The sequence below is a fragment of the Bacteroides sp. MSSM.1001136sp1_RTP21357st2_D2_RTP21359_211015 genome, assembly GCF_040913205.1.
GTDB lineage: Bacteria > Bacteroidota > Bacteroidia > Bacteroidales > Bacteroidaceae > Bacteroides > Bacteroides ovatus.
On the sequence record NZ_JBDFVF010000018.1, the window covers coordinates 1 to 18,413 of the forward strand.

At 43.4% G+C, this 18,413-nt stretch carries 9 protein-coding genes; all 9 read right to left on the reverse strand.

Features of this window, described 5'->3' with window-relative positions; all coding sequences use genetic code 11:
• Window positions 1-382: 382 nt before the first annotated feature.
• Genes AB5217_RS12765 through AB5217_RS12805 form a run of 9 tightly spaced genes read right to left on the reverse strand, consistent with a single transcriptional unit; the run spans window position 383 to window position 18,329 of the window.
• Window positions 383-1,957: a glycoside hydrolase family 28 protein gene (locus AB5217_RS12765; RefSeq protein WP_032844457.1), complete on the reverse strand. Its 1,575-nt coding sequence runs from the start codon at window positions 1,955-1,957 to the stop codon at window positions 383-385.
• A gap of 25 nt (window positions 1,958-1,982) precedes the next feature.
• Entirely contained in the window at window positions 1,983-4,394 is a 2,412-nt protein-coding gene (locus AB5217_RS12770) for a pectinesterase family protein (RefSeq protein WP_032844456.1), read from the reverse strand.
• 41 nt (window positions 4,395-4,435) lie between these two features.
• On the reverse strand, window positions 4,436-6,292 hold the full coding sequence (locus AB5217_RS12775; protein WP_368112720.1) for a fimbrillin family protein: 1,857 nt from the start codon (window positions 6,290-6,292) through the stop codon (window positions 4,436-4,438).
• A gap of 55 nt (window positions 6,293-6,347) precedes the next feature.
• A complete protein-coding gene (locus AB5217_RS12780; RefSeq protein ID WP_008777425.1) occupies window positions 6,348-8,000 on the reverse strand; it encodes a DUF5123 domain-containing protein in 1,653 nt (550 codons plus the stop codon).
• A 20-nt stretch (window positions 8,001-8,020) separates the two neighbouring features.
• Entirely contained in the window at window positions 8,021-9,922 is a 1,902-nt protein-coding gene (locus tag AB5217_RS12785; protein WP_004301526.1) for a RagB/SusD family nutrient uptake outer membrane protein, read from the reverse strand.
• 25 nt (window positions 9,923-9,947) lie between these two features.
• On the reverse strand, window positions 9,948-13,160 hold the full coding sequence (locus tag AB5217_RS12790) for a SusC/RagA family TonB-linked outer membrane protein (protein WP_368112721.1): 3,213 nt from the start codon (window positions 13,158-13,160) through the stop codon (window positions 9,948-9,950).
• A 44-nt stretch (window positions 13,161-13,204) separates the two neighbouring features.
• Window positions 13,205-15,592 carry a BACON domain-containing protein gene (locus AB5217_RS12795; protein WP_032849848.1) on the reverse strand — a complete coding sequence of 796 codons (2,388 nt, stop codon included), beginning with the start codon at window positions 15,590-15,592 and terminating at the stop codon, window positions 13,205-13,207.
• Between the two features lie 34 nt (window positions 15,593-15,626).
• On the reverse strand, window positions 15,627-17,432 hold the full coding sequence (locus AB5217_RS12800) for a DUF5123 domain-containing protein (protein WP_008650719.1): 1,806 nt from the start codon (window positions 17,430-17,432) through the stop codon (window positions 15,627-15,629).
• A 12-nt stretch (window positions 17,433-17,444) separates the two neighbouring features.
• Entirely contained in the window at window positions 17,445-18,329 is an 885-nt protein-coding gene (locus AB5217_RS12805; RefSeq protein ID WP_032849846.1) for a hypothetical protein, read from the reverse strand.
• Window positions 18,330-18,413: the final 84 nt, after the last annotated feature.

Below are 18,413 nucleotides of genomic sequence, written 5' to 3' on the forward strand. Positions count from 1 at the left end.
AAAAAGATTAATAGCAGGGTGGGATAATGAATTCTTATGGGAACTTATTTTACATGATTTATAATGCGTTTTCCCTGCGGCACCTTTGCCCAACTATACCGGCACACTAATCAAACTATACAGGTATACTTACTCAACTATACAGACATACTTACTCAACTGTACAGGCATACGAATGCAACTATATCAGAACCTTAAAACAACAATTCCAAGATGTCAGCATAACTATACGATAAAAAAACAGGCTGACAATAGAACTCTTAATTCTTATTGTCAGCCTATTGTCAGCTTCTATTGTCAGCATGTATTATACTGTAATTCACTTCTTTAACTACCGTCCTGACAGATTGACAATAAAAACAGTATAAAACAGATAGTACAGTTAGTTCTTGGTCAGTAACCGTTTCTCTGAAATCGTTCCCAGATCTTTTCCGTTAATGGTGATATCCGTTGTATTTTCGATCTGTATCATAGATTGGTCAGGAGTGTCAATTTCAACATTCTCGATGTTGAGCTTTGCCACTTGATTCACTACAATACCCTCTTTAGCACCAGTAACCACCATATTCTTGATGGAAATATTCTCAATCGGCATTTCGGGAAGTCCGTTCAGATACGCCGCCCGTCCTGCTCCCCTGCAAAACACATCCGAGATATAGATGTTCCTAAAAGCAGGAGTCTCTTCACTCACACTCGGAATCGGTTCACCGGGAGCACTTTTGGCCGCATAATATAAATCGGCAATCAAAGCATCATTAGGAATATCAATCATATTTATATTATTGATGTAAATATTCTCCACGACGCCACCACGTCCACGGGCACTTTTAAACCGCAACCCGACATCCGTGCCGATAAAAGAACATTCGGACACATATACATTCTTCACTCCTCCGGACATCTCACTACCAATTACGAATCCGCCATGACCATGCAAAACGGTATTGTTTCTCACAATCACATTCTCACAAGGTTCACCTCTGCGACGGCCATCTTCGTCTTTACCAGACTTCAGGCAGATTGCATCATCTCCCGCATCAAAGAAACAGTTAGCAATCAGCACATTCTTGCATGATTCCACATCGAGCGCGTCTCCGTTCTGCGAATACCAGGGATTGAACACCTTTACATCATTCAATATCAAAGATTCGCACGAAAGCGGATGAAGACACCAGCTCGGAGAGTTTTTGAAAGTCACGCCTTCCAGAAGCACCTTTTTACTCTTCACAATACTTAGCAGTACAGGACGCAGCCAACTTTTCATCTCCTCCCATTCTTCACTCGTGATTTCAGCCTGTTGATTCCCCTGGCCAGACATGAGAACGGATGCTTTCAATGCCCCTTCATTAGGATACCACACCTTGCCGTTCTCATCCACATTACCACCGGAGTTCACCAGATTCTTCCACTGTCTGTCCGTCATTTTATCCTTCTTCACAGGACGCCATCTGTCTCCCGCTCCATCAAAAACGCCATAACCGGTAATAGCTATGTTTTCTACATTCATTGCCGAGATAGGCGACTGGCAGCGCCGTGTATCCAGTCCTTCAAATGAAGTCGTAATAATCGGATACAACGAGGTGTCACCGCTAAACACAATCAAAGCATTCTTTTCTGCATGCAAATTGACGTTACTTTGCAAAACAATGGGGCCTGTGAGCCACAAACCTTCCGGAATGATTACTTTACCCCCTCCTTTGTCGTGCACTACTTTGATAGCCTTATTAATAGCCTCCGTGTTCAGTGTCACCCCATCGCTTTTTGCTCCGAAATCACAGATATTTACCTGATAATCGGGAAAAACAGGACGCTCTATGGCGGGCATGGAGAAAGGAAGGTCTGCATACATTGCCTTCAAATCTGTCTCCACATCCACCTGCTTGGCAGTACCCTGACAAGCACAAAATAGTCCTATGATGACCAGTACCAAGCCAGTCATTCGATTCAATCTATTCATCGTATCTTTTTACCTAAACATTTTATTATTTGAACCAAGCCGCATCGGTATAGCCATCCCAACTCATGATGGTTTCACGTGTACCGAAGTATTGATCGTATTGTTCCTTACTAAGTTGCAGCACTGTATTGCGCACCGTTGCCGGAATGGATTGATAAATATCAGAACCCGATTCAGTCTTGCAGTTGTAAAGTTTGCAGCCGGTGGCAACAGTAGGTACAGCCGGTGTCAGCGGTTTATTCTCTCCTACAAAGTTAGGACCGTACACATCGGCAAACGTACAGTTTAAGAAGGTCAGATTGTCCGGCTCAAACTGATAAATCAAAGTAGAGTTAGTAACGCCTTCGCCTACCGTGAAACGGCTGTTCAAGAATACATAACCCAAGTAACCCGCACTGACACGCGCTTGCATTACAGCACGTGTACCGCTAGGTGCATGGATCTGACAATCTTCAAACAGTACCACCTTACCCGACCCCCAGATGAAATCGGTAGCTCCGGCTATGAAACAATCTTTGAACCAGTTGTAACCTCCACCGGGAAGCAAAGTATCCTGGAAACTCAAGACACGGCAATTGATAAAAGCAGCCGATTTGTTGTTAATATAAAGTGCCTCGGCCTGACCATTCTTGCCTAGTGTCCAGCCATACGCATTCTCTATCGTCACATTTTCAAAGCGGATTTTATCACTGTTACCATCGAGTATCACCACCGAACGACCTCCGGAAGAGGGCACAATAGTGCCGGTAGGGGCAAACTGATCGATATTGGTTCCGCCGCCTATACCACCGTTAATATCATTGCTGTTATCATATTGAATATTGACAGCCGTATTATCACTAGCATTTCCTTTTACTGTGATGTTGCTTTGATCGCGCAAGTAGATAATCTCCTGATAGATACCGTCATCCATCCGGAATGTCTTAGCAGCATTCAAATCGACATGTGTGGCACAGAAGTCAATAGCACCTTGCAAAGTATAGAAGTCAGCATTGGGGTCGGTGTGACTAATTTTCACCTCATAGTTCGGTCCGGTCAATGCTGGTGCCGGCTTCGTCTTGAACGTCCATGCACGGCCATATACTCCCTTGAAGTCTGTTTGTTTCACTGCTGCCTGTTCGATGGTTACATAATATTCGGTGTCGGGTTGTAAGCGCTGTTGATGAGGCTTGATAATGAAGCTCTTACCTTCCACCCGTGCCGGATAATAATTGACGATACGACGACTAACGGAAGAACCGGTAGGCGTAACGCCGATAATATCCATCCACGTATTCAGTTGGGTCTGACCGTTTACGATAGACTGTCTGCGTTCTGCCATATTGATTTCATCTACCTGTTTATGGTCGCTCATACGATAGATGCGGATACAACCACTCGTACCAAGTTCGGGTGCAGTGCCTTCAAAGGCGATTTTCAGTTCGGTATCTGCTAGTGCTTGCTGCGTGCCGTCGGCAGGTGTGAAGGCATATCCTGATACAGGAGTCTTGTCACCTTCGGCCGTTCCGTCCTCACTGCTTCCGTCTTCCCAGGGAGCTGATGAGTTTCCGCCTTCCACATTTTCAAGACGTCCCATTTCTACAAAGCCGCTGTCGTCTATGTAGAGTGCGAATGTGTAGCTATAACCTTTGTGGAATTGCGGCAAAGCAATGTCCAAATTAGTAAATATCCACTCTTTCTCTCTATCGTCCAATACGAAAGACACTTTATAGCTGTCTGTCAATGCCGATGGAAGAATGATAGCTTCGTAGAATCCTGTTGTAGCATTGTGATAAGGGTTGATTGTAGCAACAGAGCTTTCGTCAACCGTCAGTACATCTGTTTGTATATTGAATGAAGCGGCAGTTTGCATCCCCTCAATCCGTACATCACTTACTTCCAACGGTTCTTTTTCCATATTCACAAATTTCAGAATCACTTTTGCCAGACGATGGGTAAAGTTTAATGAGATATGGGGTTCGTTCTCCGGAGAGTAGGTGTATTCTTCTTTCGTGGCAGCATATAGTAAGTCGCACGCCGTACTTCCTCTTTCTTGAGCGGCCAGTTGCACGGGATAATTAAAATTACGTACATCGGCATTATACGGATAGTATGCCACAAACTTCACCGGTGTTCCATCATTTTGCACTTTCAGCGGTGTAGTGGAAGTGAAAGAAACCGACGCACCCTCTTCCGAGCAGACATAAGGTACATTCGCTGCTTCTGTGACAGGTTCAAGAGTCTTCATATCCAATACGTATGTTCCGATCTTATCTCCGTCATTCCATGACGATCCGTCTTGGGTGACACGGGTTGAGAAACCTGTGAGGTCTACACCGAAGGTAACCTCTCCCGCAGTAGTAGGTTGTTTTGTACCTGAATCTTGCTCATCATCCGAACAAGAGAGGCAAAACAAACCACCTAACAAGGGATATAATAATGAATGAAATAATTTCATAACTGTAATGTTTAATCAGTATTACAAGAGTAATTCAATGGTTATTTTACATTCTTATACCAACGCGGGTCACCTACTTGAGCATCAATTTTCAGTTTGAAGTTGCCGTTTCCTGCATCTTCAAACAGTTCGGTAACTGTTTTGGACGTATCTATCCAGGCATTAGGAAAAGTATTGGTATCAATTGCTTTTCCATGTACATTCAATACAGGCATCTGTCCGGCTTCGGTAGCTGCCGCTGCATAGTTACCGGAGAATTCCCGTACATCCATTTTATAGCCTATGTTAGGGTTACTTGTAACGAAGCAGGCCGAAATATTATTCTTATAATAGAGATTACCATTCGCATATCGGCTTTCAAATGGAGTCTTTGCCATATCTGCCAATGTGCAATTTTCGACAGTGATAACTACACTATTGGCATCTTTCACGTAAATGACGCGTTCTGTCATTTTATAAAGTGTAGAGTTAGTGATAGTGATTGCTTTAGAACCATAATAGTTGAAGACATTTTGCATATTGGCAAACAGACAATCATCGATCACTACAGCAGAAAGTAAGTTTTGTGCCCCGTTATCTCCGGTTGACCAGTCACAAACAGTCTTCATGTTACTAAAGTTACACTTCTTGAAATCTACCACAGCATCAGTAGCGAGTTGGGCAGTTTCATTGTTAGTCAGCAGAGCGGTTGAGTTATCACCTGTAATATCTAAGTTATTCAATGCTATCTTTTGAAGACTGGTATATTGTATCTGTTTCAGATTCATCTTCACTTGTTTTTCTGTATCACCAATCAGTAACAACTCTGTTACAGCTTCGGGCACTACCATTGCATCGCTAAAGGTATAACCTTCTGCATTGGCAGCAAATACTAACGCAACTTTACCGGAAGCACCGGACAATATTGTCGACAGGTTTGTTTCTGCATTAATCGCTTTTTGAGCATAATCAGCAGGAATTGCTTCATTCTCTGAAACTTTATCACCGTCGCCATCCTCGCTGCCACCATCACCCCAAGGTGTGTTGCTGCCGGAACCACCGCCTATTTCTCCGCTAGTCTCTTTTCCTACATTGATATTGAAGGTATACTCATAGCCTGCAACAAACTTATCTATCTTGCTGCCTTCAGGCACTGTGTACTGATACTTACCACCGTCTGCCATGATAGTGAGCGACATTTTATTTATCAACTCTTCAGCAGGCAACATGATACCAATAAAAGATTTATCTCCTGTTTTCTGCAGGGAAATAGACTTCTGCGTATCCATGTTAGTCAATTTCCCGTCTATCAGGCTGAAAGTAGCTGTGGTATTCATCCCCCCTACCGTTATACTTGTCACATTCGACACGTTTTCATTCGTAATCTTAACACGTAGAAGCACTAACTTATGATGGAAAGTGAATGCCAATCCACCTGCCAACAATGATTCCGTTGACTGGTTAGCAGCCTTTGCCCACATTAAATCGTGGGCAGAGATACCGTCAGACTGATCGCTTACATCTACTTTATAAAGTGCTGCTGTGGCATCAATAACATCTGCAGATGTAGTATGCGGATAATAGGCTACGAAATTCGTAGGCATATCATAGATTGCTATTCCGGGATCGGACGAGAAGTTCGCCGTAAGCCCCTCGCCAATCGTCGTATATTTCACGTTAAGGGCATCGTTCAACACATTCTTATCTTCCGTATCGAACATATATATACCAATAGCATCACCGTTCTCCCATTCACTGGTTTCGCTATTCAATCGTGTAGTGAAACGGTCGTTGCCCGAACTGATAGTGCGAAGCATTCTTTGACCATCGCCATCAGTAAGAGAATTTTCATTAACTTCACTACAAGCTACTGCCAACGTTCCGGCAACCGCTAAGAAAAATAAATGTTTCAGATTCATAATATTATATTTTAATTTATTCTTAATCATGTAAGTTCATATTCTCAATTTAAATTTAAGGCAACCAACGAGTATCACCGGCACGGTTGCTTACAATCGGAGAAGAGGTATCCTTAATCGTCAAGTCTCCATTAGCCGGATCGGCAAACAGTTCGACTGCCGTAATTTTCAAATCGGTCGCATTCATATTCTTACCTCCCAATGTATAGTCTGCGGTGGTATAGTTATTAGAGAATGTAGTAGTAGTGTTAGCACCGATAGCAAACAAGTCACCGCAAGGGGATGCCAACAAGATACCTTCCATTACCAATTTAGAACCTACGGCAGATTCAATGTTAATCAGACGTTGATTACGGCTGTAGTTGTAAATAGTTACATTCTTATATTCCAGGTCGATAGGTTTATCCATATAAGGAGCATAGAAAAGGTTACCCCAGCCATAACCATTGGTTCCATCATTGTCGTTGCTAAATGTACAGTTGCGGAAGATTGCACGGTCTACCTGGTCATAAGAAACTCCGTTATCTTTGTCGAAAGACTGAAGATTAAATGCACCATAAGCACTTGTTTGCCATCCACAACCTTCGAAACGGCATCCTTCCATTTCCAGATTCATAATGTACTTGGCATTAGCGGACTGATGGCGCCAGAAACCTCGGCGAAGACTTATGAAATCGCAATTTACAAAGCTGACATTCTCTATTGTGTATGCCTTGCTGGTATTCATAAAGTAGTTATTGTTTGCTTCATGACGGAATTCAATATTATCAAACTCCAGACTGGAGAGGTAAGAACCCTCTGCAATACTCCAACTACCTTCCAAAACAACAATAGGTTTAACTCCATCACGACTACCGGCCAAACGGAAGCCTTTCATCAAAGCGAACGGAGTGACGCGGTAAGAAGAACCTGCAGGCAAATAGTATTCTGTACCTTCGGGCACTTCAGGATCGACATCGTTGTTCAGCAACATCGCAGATAAATCGTCATCCAAGCCTACCGGTATGGACATAGCCGACGGGCCTGCCGTACGGAACGTTACCTGATTATAAGGTTTGTCATATTTACGCGGTTTACTGGTATCATACAGGTTGACAGCATACAGTGTATTCTTCGTTAAACCATCCACCTCGGCAAATCCCTGCATCATTTCTTCAATGGTCAGATAGCGGCTAATACCAGGCAGTGTCGTATTCATCATAGGGATAATGCTTATACTATCCACCGGATTCTGTTTATTGTCTTTCTTCCAGCGAATGATAGCCGATGATTCCGTAATTTCGGTTTTGGAAACATCTTCCACCAGTTGGGCATATTCCGGACGAGCTTCAGTAGAGGCACTGGTGTATTTCCATTGCGAGTTGTTGGTAGCGTTGGCAGCATTACTGCGTACACGAATATAGAAAGTAGTTCCGTAAGGAATATCATCGATAAACACATAAGGATCAGTGGTTTCTATCTCCATAAACAAGCTGGTATAATATTGATCCTGATGTAGTTGTACCGTATAAGAGATAGCATCGTTCACTTTATACCATACCAATGTCACAGAGTTTGCTTTCACCTCCGGTTTCTCCAATACAAACCGGGGCTGGAACAGGTCGTCCACTTTCGTATATTTATCATCTGCCTCGCAGCCTATGAACAGGGTGCCGCAAAGGAGTGCGGGCAGCATAGCCGTTGCAAGTTTTCGTAATAACTTTATCATAACGTTTGTCTTTTTACTGATTAGTATCCATAATAGTTCCGAATCAATCCGCGATGGTCTGTTATAACCTTTGCAGGATAAGGACACAGGTATCTCACAGGATCGGTAGGTTTCACTAATTGATCGTTGTTCTTGTTGATAAATCCACGGAAACTCCATGAAATAGCATCCAACGTTTCATAAAGCTGTGTTTCTTTGTTCAACACTCTCCATCCCAACGCATACTCCAATACTGTGTAACCGGCAGGGCGACCTACACCGGGACCATATTCGTCAATACCTACAATGTCTAATACCTTTCTATCAGAATGTTCAGGGTCCGTCACTTGCTTGTAATAGATATTAGACGGTACTTTCTCAATGCCTGGTACGTAAGCTCCGTTAGCTACCAATCCCCAATTAGTCATCTCGTTATAAAGATTGTAGATAACTTCACCATATTTATTCCAACGCGCAAGATCGTATTTACGAATACCTTCACCACCAAACTCCCATTTACGCTCATCCATGACTGCTTGGAAGAAATCTGCTTCATTAGTCAGGCTCTCTACATAACTTTCTACTTTATCCGTCCATTGAGCCGCATCGAAAGCACGGCGGCGAACACGCTTCAGTGCTTCTTTGGCATCGTCACGCGGTCCGTAAAGTTCATTGACTGCTTCAGCATACATCAGCAAAACATCTGCAAAACGCATACGTACACTGTTGATACCTGTATTAGAACCACTGGAAGCACCCAGCGGAGACTGCATATAGAGTTTGGACCATTTACCAACACCCATACCAGTCACTCCCATATCAATCTCCTGATTCAGGTCTTTATCATATTTATAAGGTACACAAGTCATATCACGACGCAAATCATCCTTATCAAACGAATAAACATACGTACCGCAGAAAGTTACATAGTTGCGGGCGCTGCCATAAGAGTGCTTACCTTCTGCAATAGTAACACCGATATTATAGCCATAACGACTGGTGACACTTTTCAGCATCGGAACAGCGAACATGACATCATCGTTGTTGGCAGTCTTCCAGTTACATTCATTTACCCACAAGTTTTCAAAACTTTGAGTCAAGTCGTGTTTGCTTTCTTTGATTACCTTCCCCAGATAAGTGATGGCAATCTCATAATAATGTTCAAAGTTATCACCTCGTTCCATGTAACCTACGTGAGTCACATCTTCTTTGTCGGCACGAAGAGTCCAACCACCCCGATAGAGAGCCAACTGTCCGATAAGCGACTGGCAATATTCGCGTGAAGCACGTTCTACGCCATAATCCAAATCGACTGCATATTTCATCATCGGTTCTACAGCTATCAAGTCATCAATCAGATATTCCAGAATGACATTGCGGTCGGTAGTACCCAGACTGAAGAAGTCATCGGTCGCTTCCGTTGGTTTGATAATAAACACTACATCTCCCCATGTACGGATCAAGTCCAGATAGAGCATGGCACGAAGAGTTTTCACTTCTCCATACATCTGTTGTGTTTCGGAAGGAGTATCACCTGTTACTTTATCGGAAAACAATGGTGACTCCTGCACAGCCTGCAAAAAGTCGTTGGCATAATTGATAGCATAATAGATATTGTTCCAAGTAGCGTTCAATACCGACCAGGTGGGACGGGAATCAAAGCAGCCTATATCCGAGCCATTGGTACTGACAGTGTTGTTCTTGAACGAACTCATTTCCACATCGGTATTCGTATTCAAACCGCTGGCAAGGTTACTTCCGTACAATCCGTCTTCCGTCATGGAAGAGTAGATACGGGTCATCAACGCTTTCATCTCCGATTCGCTGGAAAATATGTACTCGGGAGTAAAGCCGGAGGCGGGCTGCACATCAAGAAAATCATCGCAAGACGTCAAAGTGAACATAGTTCCGGCAATGAGTGAGTATATTAGTTTCTTATTCATTGTTCTTTCATTTTATAGATTTCAATTAAAAAGTCAACTGTGCACCAAATGTATAGGTACGGCTACGCGGATAACGGTTATAATCAATGTTCGGTGTCAAACCGGTAGCGATGTTCACCTCCGGATCATAACCACTATATCCGGTAAGGGTAAACAGATTATTGCCCGATACATAGAAACGCACTTTACTCAAACCGACTTTCTTCGTCCACACACTTGGTAAGGTGTAACCGAGGGTAGCTGAATTAAGACGCAGGAATGAACCGTCTTCCACGGCATACGACATACAGATGGGGCGTCCGATGGAAGTGGGATTCCACATGGTAGCATTCTTATTGAATTCTGCCAGTACTTCCGGACTGTAACGGATCTCATTACCCATGTCGTCGAAGTTACGCCAGCGTTTATCTGAAGCGATGTCCATCAGGAAGTTGTTCTCTTTATTGTCCGCCCAAGTGGTCAGCATAATTTTGTTGGCATTCAGTACATCAAAATCATACATAAAGTTGAAGAACATACTCATATCAAATCCTTTATAAGTAGCATTCAGACCAAAACCTCCCGAGAATTTCGGAGTAGTGTTGCCAATAACAGTACGGTCGGCTTCTGTCAGCTGATAAGGATTGGTGCTGTTGGGATCTACCGGAGTGAGTTTCTTGAACTTGGCATTACCGGGACGCGGAGTGTCGGACAATGGGCTTGAATCTACCACTCCTTCTTTCAGTTTCCATGTTCTGGATTTGGAGTCGAAAGATTCAAAATCGGCTACGGTATAGAATCCATCATTGACATAACCGTAAATCAAACCACTGGTACCACCCACATAGGCACGATAATCATCAGAGTTCACGACGTCATTTCTCCAGGCCGAAGTGAGAATCCATTCTTTTTCACCACTTGCCAGTTTATCAATCTTGTTTTTATTATGACCGATATTGAATGTGGCGTTCAGTGAGAAGTCTTTCGTTTCTATCAGCCAGGCATTCAGTTGAAGTTCTATACCCCGATTGGATGTCTGTCCCACATTGGTCATCAGTTTAGTGTAGCCTGTGTAACCTGGAATATCCGAAGGCACCAGCAAATCTTTGACTGTATTCCAGTACACATCAATCGTACCGCTAAGGCGTTCTTTAAAGAAACCGAAGTCAATACCAATGTTACGTGTGATGGTGGTTTCCCATTTCACATCAGGATTGTACACATATTTAGAGTTATAGAAGTTATAGTAATAGTGGCTGACTTCTCCCCATCCGGCAGGACGGGAACTGCTTACCCCATACAATTTCTGATAAAGGTCGGCATCGATACGGTCGTTACCGGAAGAACCGTAGCTTAATCTCAACTTTAAGTTGGATACGACCTGATTATCTTTCAAAAAGTCTTCGTTAGAGATACGCCATGCCAACGCTCCTGCCGGGAAGAATCCCCAACGGTTACCTTTGGCAAACTTGGAAGAACCATCGGCACGCAGCGTTACCGTAGCGAGGTATTTATCATTATAGCCATAGTTGATACGGCCAAAGAATGAAGAAATACGAGAGGGAGAGGCCGCTGACGAGGAGTTCTCGTAAGGAGTACCCAGCGACAAATTATCAAAGACCTTTTCTGCCGTGATATTTTCCGGAAAAAAACGAGTAGAGTAAGTTTTGGTAGTAGTCTGGTTATGCTTGATTTCCTGTCCCAACATCAGACGGATATCATGTGCTTCTTTTAGCATAAAGTTGTAGTTCCACACGTTGGTAAGCTGCCACTTGGTACCTTGTTTCATGCTCCATTCCGCCACCGGCTGGTTATTGTTGCTACGAGCTTTACTGGTCTCCATACCCCAGAAACGGCGTTGTTCTTCAGAGTTATTCTCGAAACCAAATTCACTACGGAAAGTCATACCCTTCATAATATCCCAGGTCACGGCTCCCATCGTATTGAGCGACTTGTTGATTCTCTTTTTATAATTTCTTTTCGATTCTTCTTTGGGATCAAAAAGAGTTTCCTCTTCCAGTTGATCGGGATCGAAATACGTATCGTCTTCGGGAAGTTTCATATATTCATCCAGACCCTTAGTCGGTTTTTCACGCAAAGCAGTCAACAAACTAACGCCTTCCGTACCGGATCCATCTACTTCCTTATGCAACAAACGCGTGCGGTATTCCAACGTCAGGAATTTAAAAGGTTTGAAGTTGAAAGAAGCGTTCATATTGTTTTGTTTCAGTCCGTTGCCTACCATCACACTCGGTTGGTCCTGATGGATAAAGGATAGTTTATATTTGGCTTTCTCCGTACCGTCATTCACACTAAGGTCTACATATTTGGCCACCGGATTGGAACCGAACACCTCGTCCTGCCAGTCAGTTCCGGCATTTCCCTGATAGATGTAGTGTTCGTAAGCATGTCCATACTTATTATTAAAAGCTGTAGGATTAGAGCTTTTCTGACGCGCATTTTCATATTGCATCAATACAAATTCGTAAGGGTCCATCACATCCAGTTTGTTGGAAAGTTCTTTGGTCTGCACATAAGTGTTCAGGCTAATGACAACCCGTCCTTCAACAGGACGTTTGGTTGTCACCAAGATTACACCGTTGGCACCACGCGCACCATAGATAGCTGTGGAAGCCGCATCTTTCAAGACCTCGATAGATTCAATATCGGTAGGTGGAACATCGTTCAGACTGCTTACTTCAAATCCGTCCAATATGATAAGCGGACTGTTATCTTGTGTAATAGAACCGCCACCACGTACCAAAATCTTAATTTCAGCATCCGGCGAACCGTCTACAGCTGTCACCTGCACACCCGGCAGTTTACCGACGATGGCTTCAGCAGCAGAAGTGGTCTGTACTTTCTCCAATATCTTGCCGGATACGCTGGCGATAGAACCGGTCAGGTTACCTCTTTTCTGCGTACCATAGCCGATTACGACTACGTCGTCCAACATTCCGACAGCTTCTTTCATGTGGATATTAATGTTCGAGGTACGTCCTTTCAACGGTTCTTTTGCTTCTTCCATACCTACATAGCGAACTATCAACACGGCCTTGGCTACATTGGGCACACTGGTCAATGTAAATTTACCATCCAAATCGGTCGTTGCACCTATTGAAGTGCCTTGCACCGTTACTGTGGCACCAATTACCGGTCCCATATCGTCGGTCACCGTACCGGTCACGGTAGCAGTCTGTGCCATAGCACCCACTGCTACCCACAGCAGGATAAATATGCTTATGATTATTTTATTCATCATTCTATGCTTTTATTGTAAATAGATTTATTTGCTCCACACCTTTATTTCTTTTCCATTACTATTCCGCCTTGGTTCTGATAATAGATAATGTGCTGAACCAGGTTGTGGAAATAAACTTCGATGTTCGGATAGCGTCCGTTAGGATCAACCGACGAACTGATTTTTTGTGCATCACTCGGATCGTTAGGATTCAACCCGTAAGCTTCTTCCCAAATATCAGGAATTCCATCACCATCCGTATCAGGCCAAGGATTCAACGACTTCACCTTAATGTAACCTTCAGTATCTGATACTGTATCAATGATACCGGGTTGCTTGGCTTTGCCGTCTTCTTCGGGTTTGGAACCGATATAGGTGTAAGTACCATTCTTTACTTCGCGAACGATACGCTGATCTATCACATCTCTACGCAAAGAAGCTCCGGCATATTCCAATACTTTATCGTAAGCTTGTTCAGCCGTGTGACTGGTCAGTTTGCTGAAAGGTTGGTAATCTGCCATCTTCATAGCTTGCTTTTCTGCTTCAGGAACCGTACCCAGTGAAGAATCGAATTGTCCCCAAACACCCTCTGTCCAGTTATCAGCCGTGACACCTGTGTTACCTAACACATAATTGCCATTGATATAAGCTCTGGCAGTAGGATCACTTGACAGGATACGGTAAGAACGGTTGTTTGTTCCGGTAGCTGGCCCCGGTTTATAATAGCAGTTGGTCAGGTTGAAAGCAGCATACTTTCCGCCATAACTGCCTTGTCCTCTTCCACTCCAGTTGTAGTAGACATTATTCCTCACATCGAAATATCCGGTAAAGTCATAAGATTCTTGTGTACCGGGAGCAGACAAATCGGAGATACGCGGGCAGCGGCTACCGTGGTGTGCTAACAGTATGTGGTGGAAAGAAGCATTATCTCCACTAAACATAGCACCATAACCATGAGCACCCTTGGCATGGTTAGACAGGTTCATACTTTCAGAAGCGATACACCATTGTGCCGTGAAGTTCTGTACGCCATAGAAAGTCAGTGTTTCATCCACACTCCATCCGGCTGTAATATGGTCGATAATGGCATCTTTGAAATAGCGTCCGCCAATCGCATCTTCTCCATAATCGGCAAACTGATCGCCCGGACGGCAACGCAAGAAACGAACAATAGCATTCAGACTGCCACCTGCACCAATAGCCGGATCTTTCGACAGGTTAAAGGTGAAGTTGTAATTCTTCAATGTGATACCGTCGCCCGGTGCGGTCTGACCAATGATACTCAAATTAGGATATTCATTCAGATACAGCCCTCTTTTCAGTTCGATGATACCGGATACATCAAAAATGATGGTGCGTGGTTGGTTGGATTTCTCAATTCCGTAGCGTAAACTGCCCTCAATAGGGGTTTCGTTTTTGTTATAATCTGCCAGCGTGGTCACACGATAGATTTCGCCGCCACGACCACCGGTAGTAAAACGACCGCCACCTTCGGCACCCGGGAAAGCGAGTATAGAAGTAGAATGATCGTCACCGATGCTTGTATCGGGTTTACCATATTGGAAGATGGTAATTACTTTATCCAACATCTCTACCGTTGCTGTACGTGGAAAGACTGTTTCATTATTTTCGATATTCAATACGACTTCATTGGCAGTAGAGTTTTTCTTATCCTGCGTAATCCAACTCTCGGATATTACAGCATCGTAATCTACCGGGTTTTCTCCTTGCGGAGCCGAGATAACCAGTTTAGGACATTTATAAGGAATGATATACTCATCCTGTTCTATCGTCACCTCACCGCTTACACCGTCTTGTGTCACTTTCAGGACACGCTGCAATGTATAATCTCCTACGGATTTGAATATCAGGACGGCTGTTCTGGTTTTGTTTGCATTTGCATCTACGGCAAATGTTACTTCATCCGTCACAAAACTGCGGGTTCTGGGAGTTGCTTCCTTCAACTTGATCCAGTCGTACTCTGCTGCTATCTCCAGTTCCCATTCCACATTTGCCACTACTTTGCAGGTGAATGTACCTCCCCGGAATGACAAAGGGGCTGATGAATAATCAAACAAAATATCGGGATCGGCCCCCAGTTGCTCTACGCTAATCTCTTGTTCCAATGTCGAGCCTGCACCCGACATTGATACTTTTACTGTTCCGGTGCGCTTGGGGCCGTCTGTATTCTCGGTAAAAAACAAACGGAGATCACCATTCCCCTCTCCGGAGCTTTTTGATATAGTCAACCAGTCGCCTGTCGAGGTCACTTCGGCAGTCCATGTAGAGGTAGCCGTTACGTTGATTGTAAACGAACCGTCTACGTTACTCAACTTCACCTCATTCTTCGACACTTCCAGTTTGGCAGCTGTTGCACCCGCATTAGATTCGTCGTCCGAACTACATGCGCTCAACAATCCTACCAATAATATGAATAGAAAATATCTCATGTTTTATATCTTTATATTGTTAATACTCTATTGATTATTTAATCCAATGCGGATCACCAATTCCATTTGTATATACTTCGGAGTTTTTATCGGTAATAGTGAAATCTCTACCAGCCACATCTTTGAAGAGTGTTTCCATAGGGAGAGCTGTTTCTACCGGTATTTCAGCAGTATCAACTCCCCAGTTAGCCACTACAAAGCCATTGGTGCGATAGTTATTCTCGAAAGTCTTGCTTGTGACGTTTCTTGTAGTGAACCAAGTTCCCTGTCCGACTTCACAAACACCACTAAAGAGATTATTACGGACAACTAAGTGGAATGAAGAGGTATTCTTCGGGTTTAAGTCGAAGAAGGTCATTGCAGCAGGAGCCATACTCACAAATGTACAATTCTCTATTGTCACATTCAATTCGCCTGTCATACTACCCAAACCGGTTATCAAAGCTCTTGTCAGATTGTTGGCATGGAACGTAGAGTTCTTGAACACAAAGTTGTGTACCGGCGCGTCCTGCTTGGTAGAAAGACCGAACAGGCCACTTCCACCGGAATTCAAACCTAAGAAACGACAATTCTCAATCACAATATGATCGGCAATCTGTTTCTGTGCAGCATCTACTTCCTGATACCACATTGTACGTACCAAATCGCTGATTTCACAGTTCTTCCAAGAGATAGTAGATACATGGAAAGCTTGGTTTTTAAACTTAAAGAAATCGGAAGTTGTCACCTTTATTTTCAGATTCTCGAAGTGGAAGGCTTCAATAATGGCATCAGGACAGTTGATACTCATGTTGCCCATTTCCATAAATGCCAATTCTTCACCATCACCCGGTGCCTGTCCCATGATGTAGAGAGCTTTCGGTATTTCGGTCTGTGTACCTAATTTATAGGTAGCACCCGCTTTCAGGAAAAGTTTCACCTCATTTACAGAAGCATCCGCCAGCATTGATTTACAGATTGATTCAAGGTTCTCTTCCGGACTTACATATCTGTATCCGTCAGGAATTCTCATCGGAGCTTCCGGATTGATATCTTCTTCGTTCCATCCTTCCGAAGCAATTGTTACAGTGTAATCTTGTATGATCGGTTCATCTACGTTGTTCAGTGCAAACGCCACTTGTACCGTATCATCAGGCAAGATGGGGAATGTGCCATCGATAGCTTTAGATTGGACTACCGTATTATTCTTATCCAGATAGTCGATACGCACAGATACTGTTCCGCCTTCGCTTTGCGTTTGAAACAATACAAAGTCATCGGTGTAGTTCACTCCACCGGTTGTTGTCTCTTTCTCGCGTTGCACATCTGTCGGAGCTTTTACAAAAGTAGCATCCGATAGTTTATATCCTGATATTGGTGAAGAAACGACTGCGCGTAATTTCGAGTAGCTTTTATCCGATTTACGATCGGTAGACTTCAGACGAAGCACACCTGTACGATTGTACATACGCACACTAAGCGGTTCGTCGAACGGGGATTTATACGTCACCGGTGCCGAAATGGCATATTTTGTTTTAGCCGTCGGATCCTGATGTATCACAATATCATTCAGATTCTTCGGACTGGGAATAGAATCGGATTGTGTGGTAGAAATAATGTTATAACTCCCATTGGGCAACTGAAAGCGATAAAGCGACGAATAGTTGGCTACATACTCACCATCGGCTGTATAGATAAACAGGGGTTTGTTAGAGGCACCTGTGTTCACCGCCCACGGTTCGTCATCCAGAAACAGTTGTATCTCTTTTACTACCGAAGTGGCATATCGTTCTTCTTCCGAACAAGCTGTTATTCCCAACAGGAGCATTATTCCCGTCAGTGAATAGAATATATTTCTCATATAACTCCTGTTTTAAAATTCTGAAACTTCTATTGTAAACGGTTGAGTGGATGTACTCTTATACATGACTGTGCGTACCGAAGGCCACGGCTCGTCCAAGTAATTCTCATCCGTAATTTTCATATGTACGGTAGAACGCTTGGAAGACTCAAAGCCTATACCGGTATCAAGAGGGCTGATGATGCGATTCACCTCCTCGCCTCCTTTCAGATATACCACATCTATAGATGTTCTGGAATCTCCATTCACTGTGGGAAATGAATAAACGGAAGCTCCAAAGCCGGTAGAAAGATTAGTGGAGATAGTCACATTTTCTGTAATACATTCTTTACTCTTTACTTTATAGCCTATTGCCACATTTGTAAAAGTGACATTCAACTGGTCAAAACGAGTGATAGCACTCAATTCCTCCTCCGTCTCTTTCGGCTGGAACACTGCTTGCCCGACTAAACGTTTCAATTCTACGTTGAGCGAACTGACCGAGTTATCTGAAGTAAAGCCTACGACATCCGAAATATAAACCGGCTTTTGAATATGAGCATCCTGATAAACTACCACTTTGGAAAGACTATCTGTATCCACCAGATGATCGGCATTTGCCACGATGAAGGTTTGCAGATTTTCTCCTAAAGGAAGGTCGACTTTTAAATCTCCATTATTTAAAGGGAGATTTTTTCCATATACCATGGAATCTTGCAGGTAGACATAAACACCGACCTCTGTAATTCCATGTTCAGCAAAAGTTTCAAGACTAGCCCTACTGAAAGAAACGCCAACCGGGTGGGTTTCGGGCACATTGGGAAGTTGTTCATTCGGTTTCCATTCATCATCCATTTGCTGTGAACAAGAAGAGCAAAGCAGAAATGACAGAAGAAATAAACTTGCTAGATGTTTCATAAATATTAGTTTATATATAATTTAAAGATATACAATTATTAAAAGAATAAAAATTCTATGCCCTTTTTCTTTAAAAGGCGGATT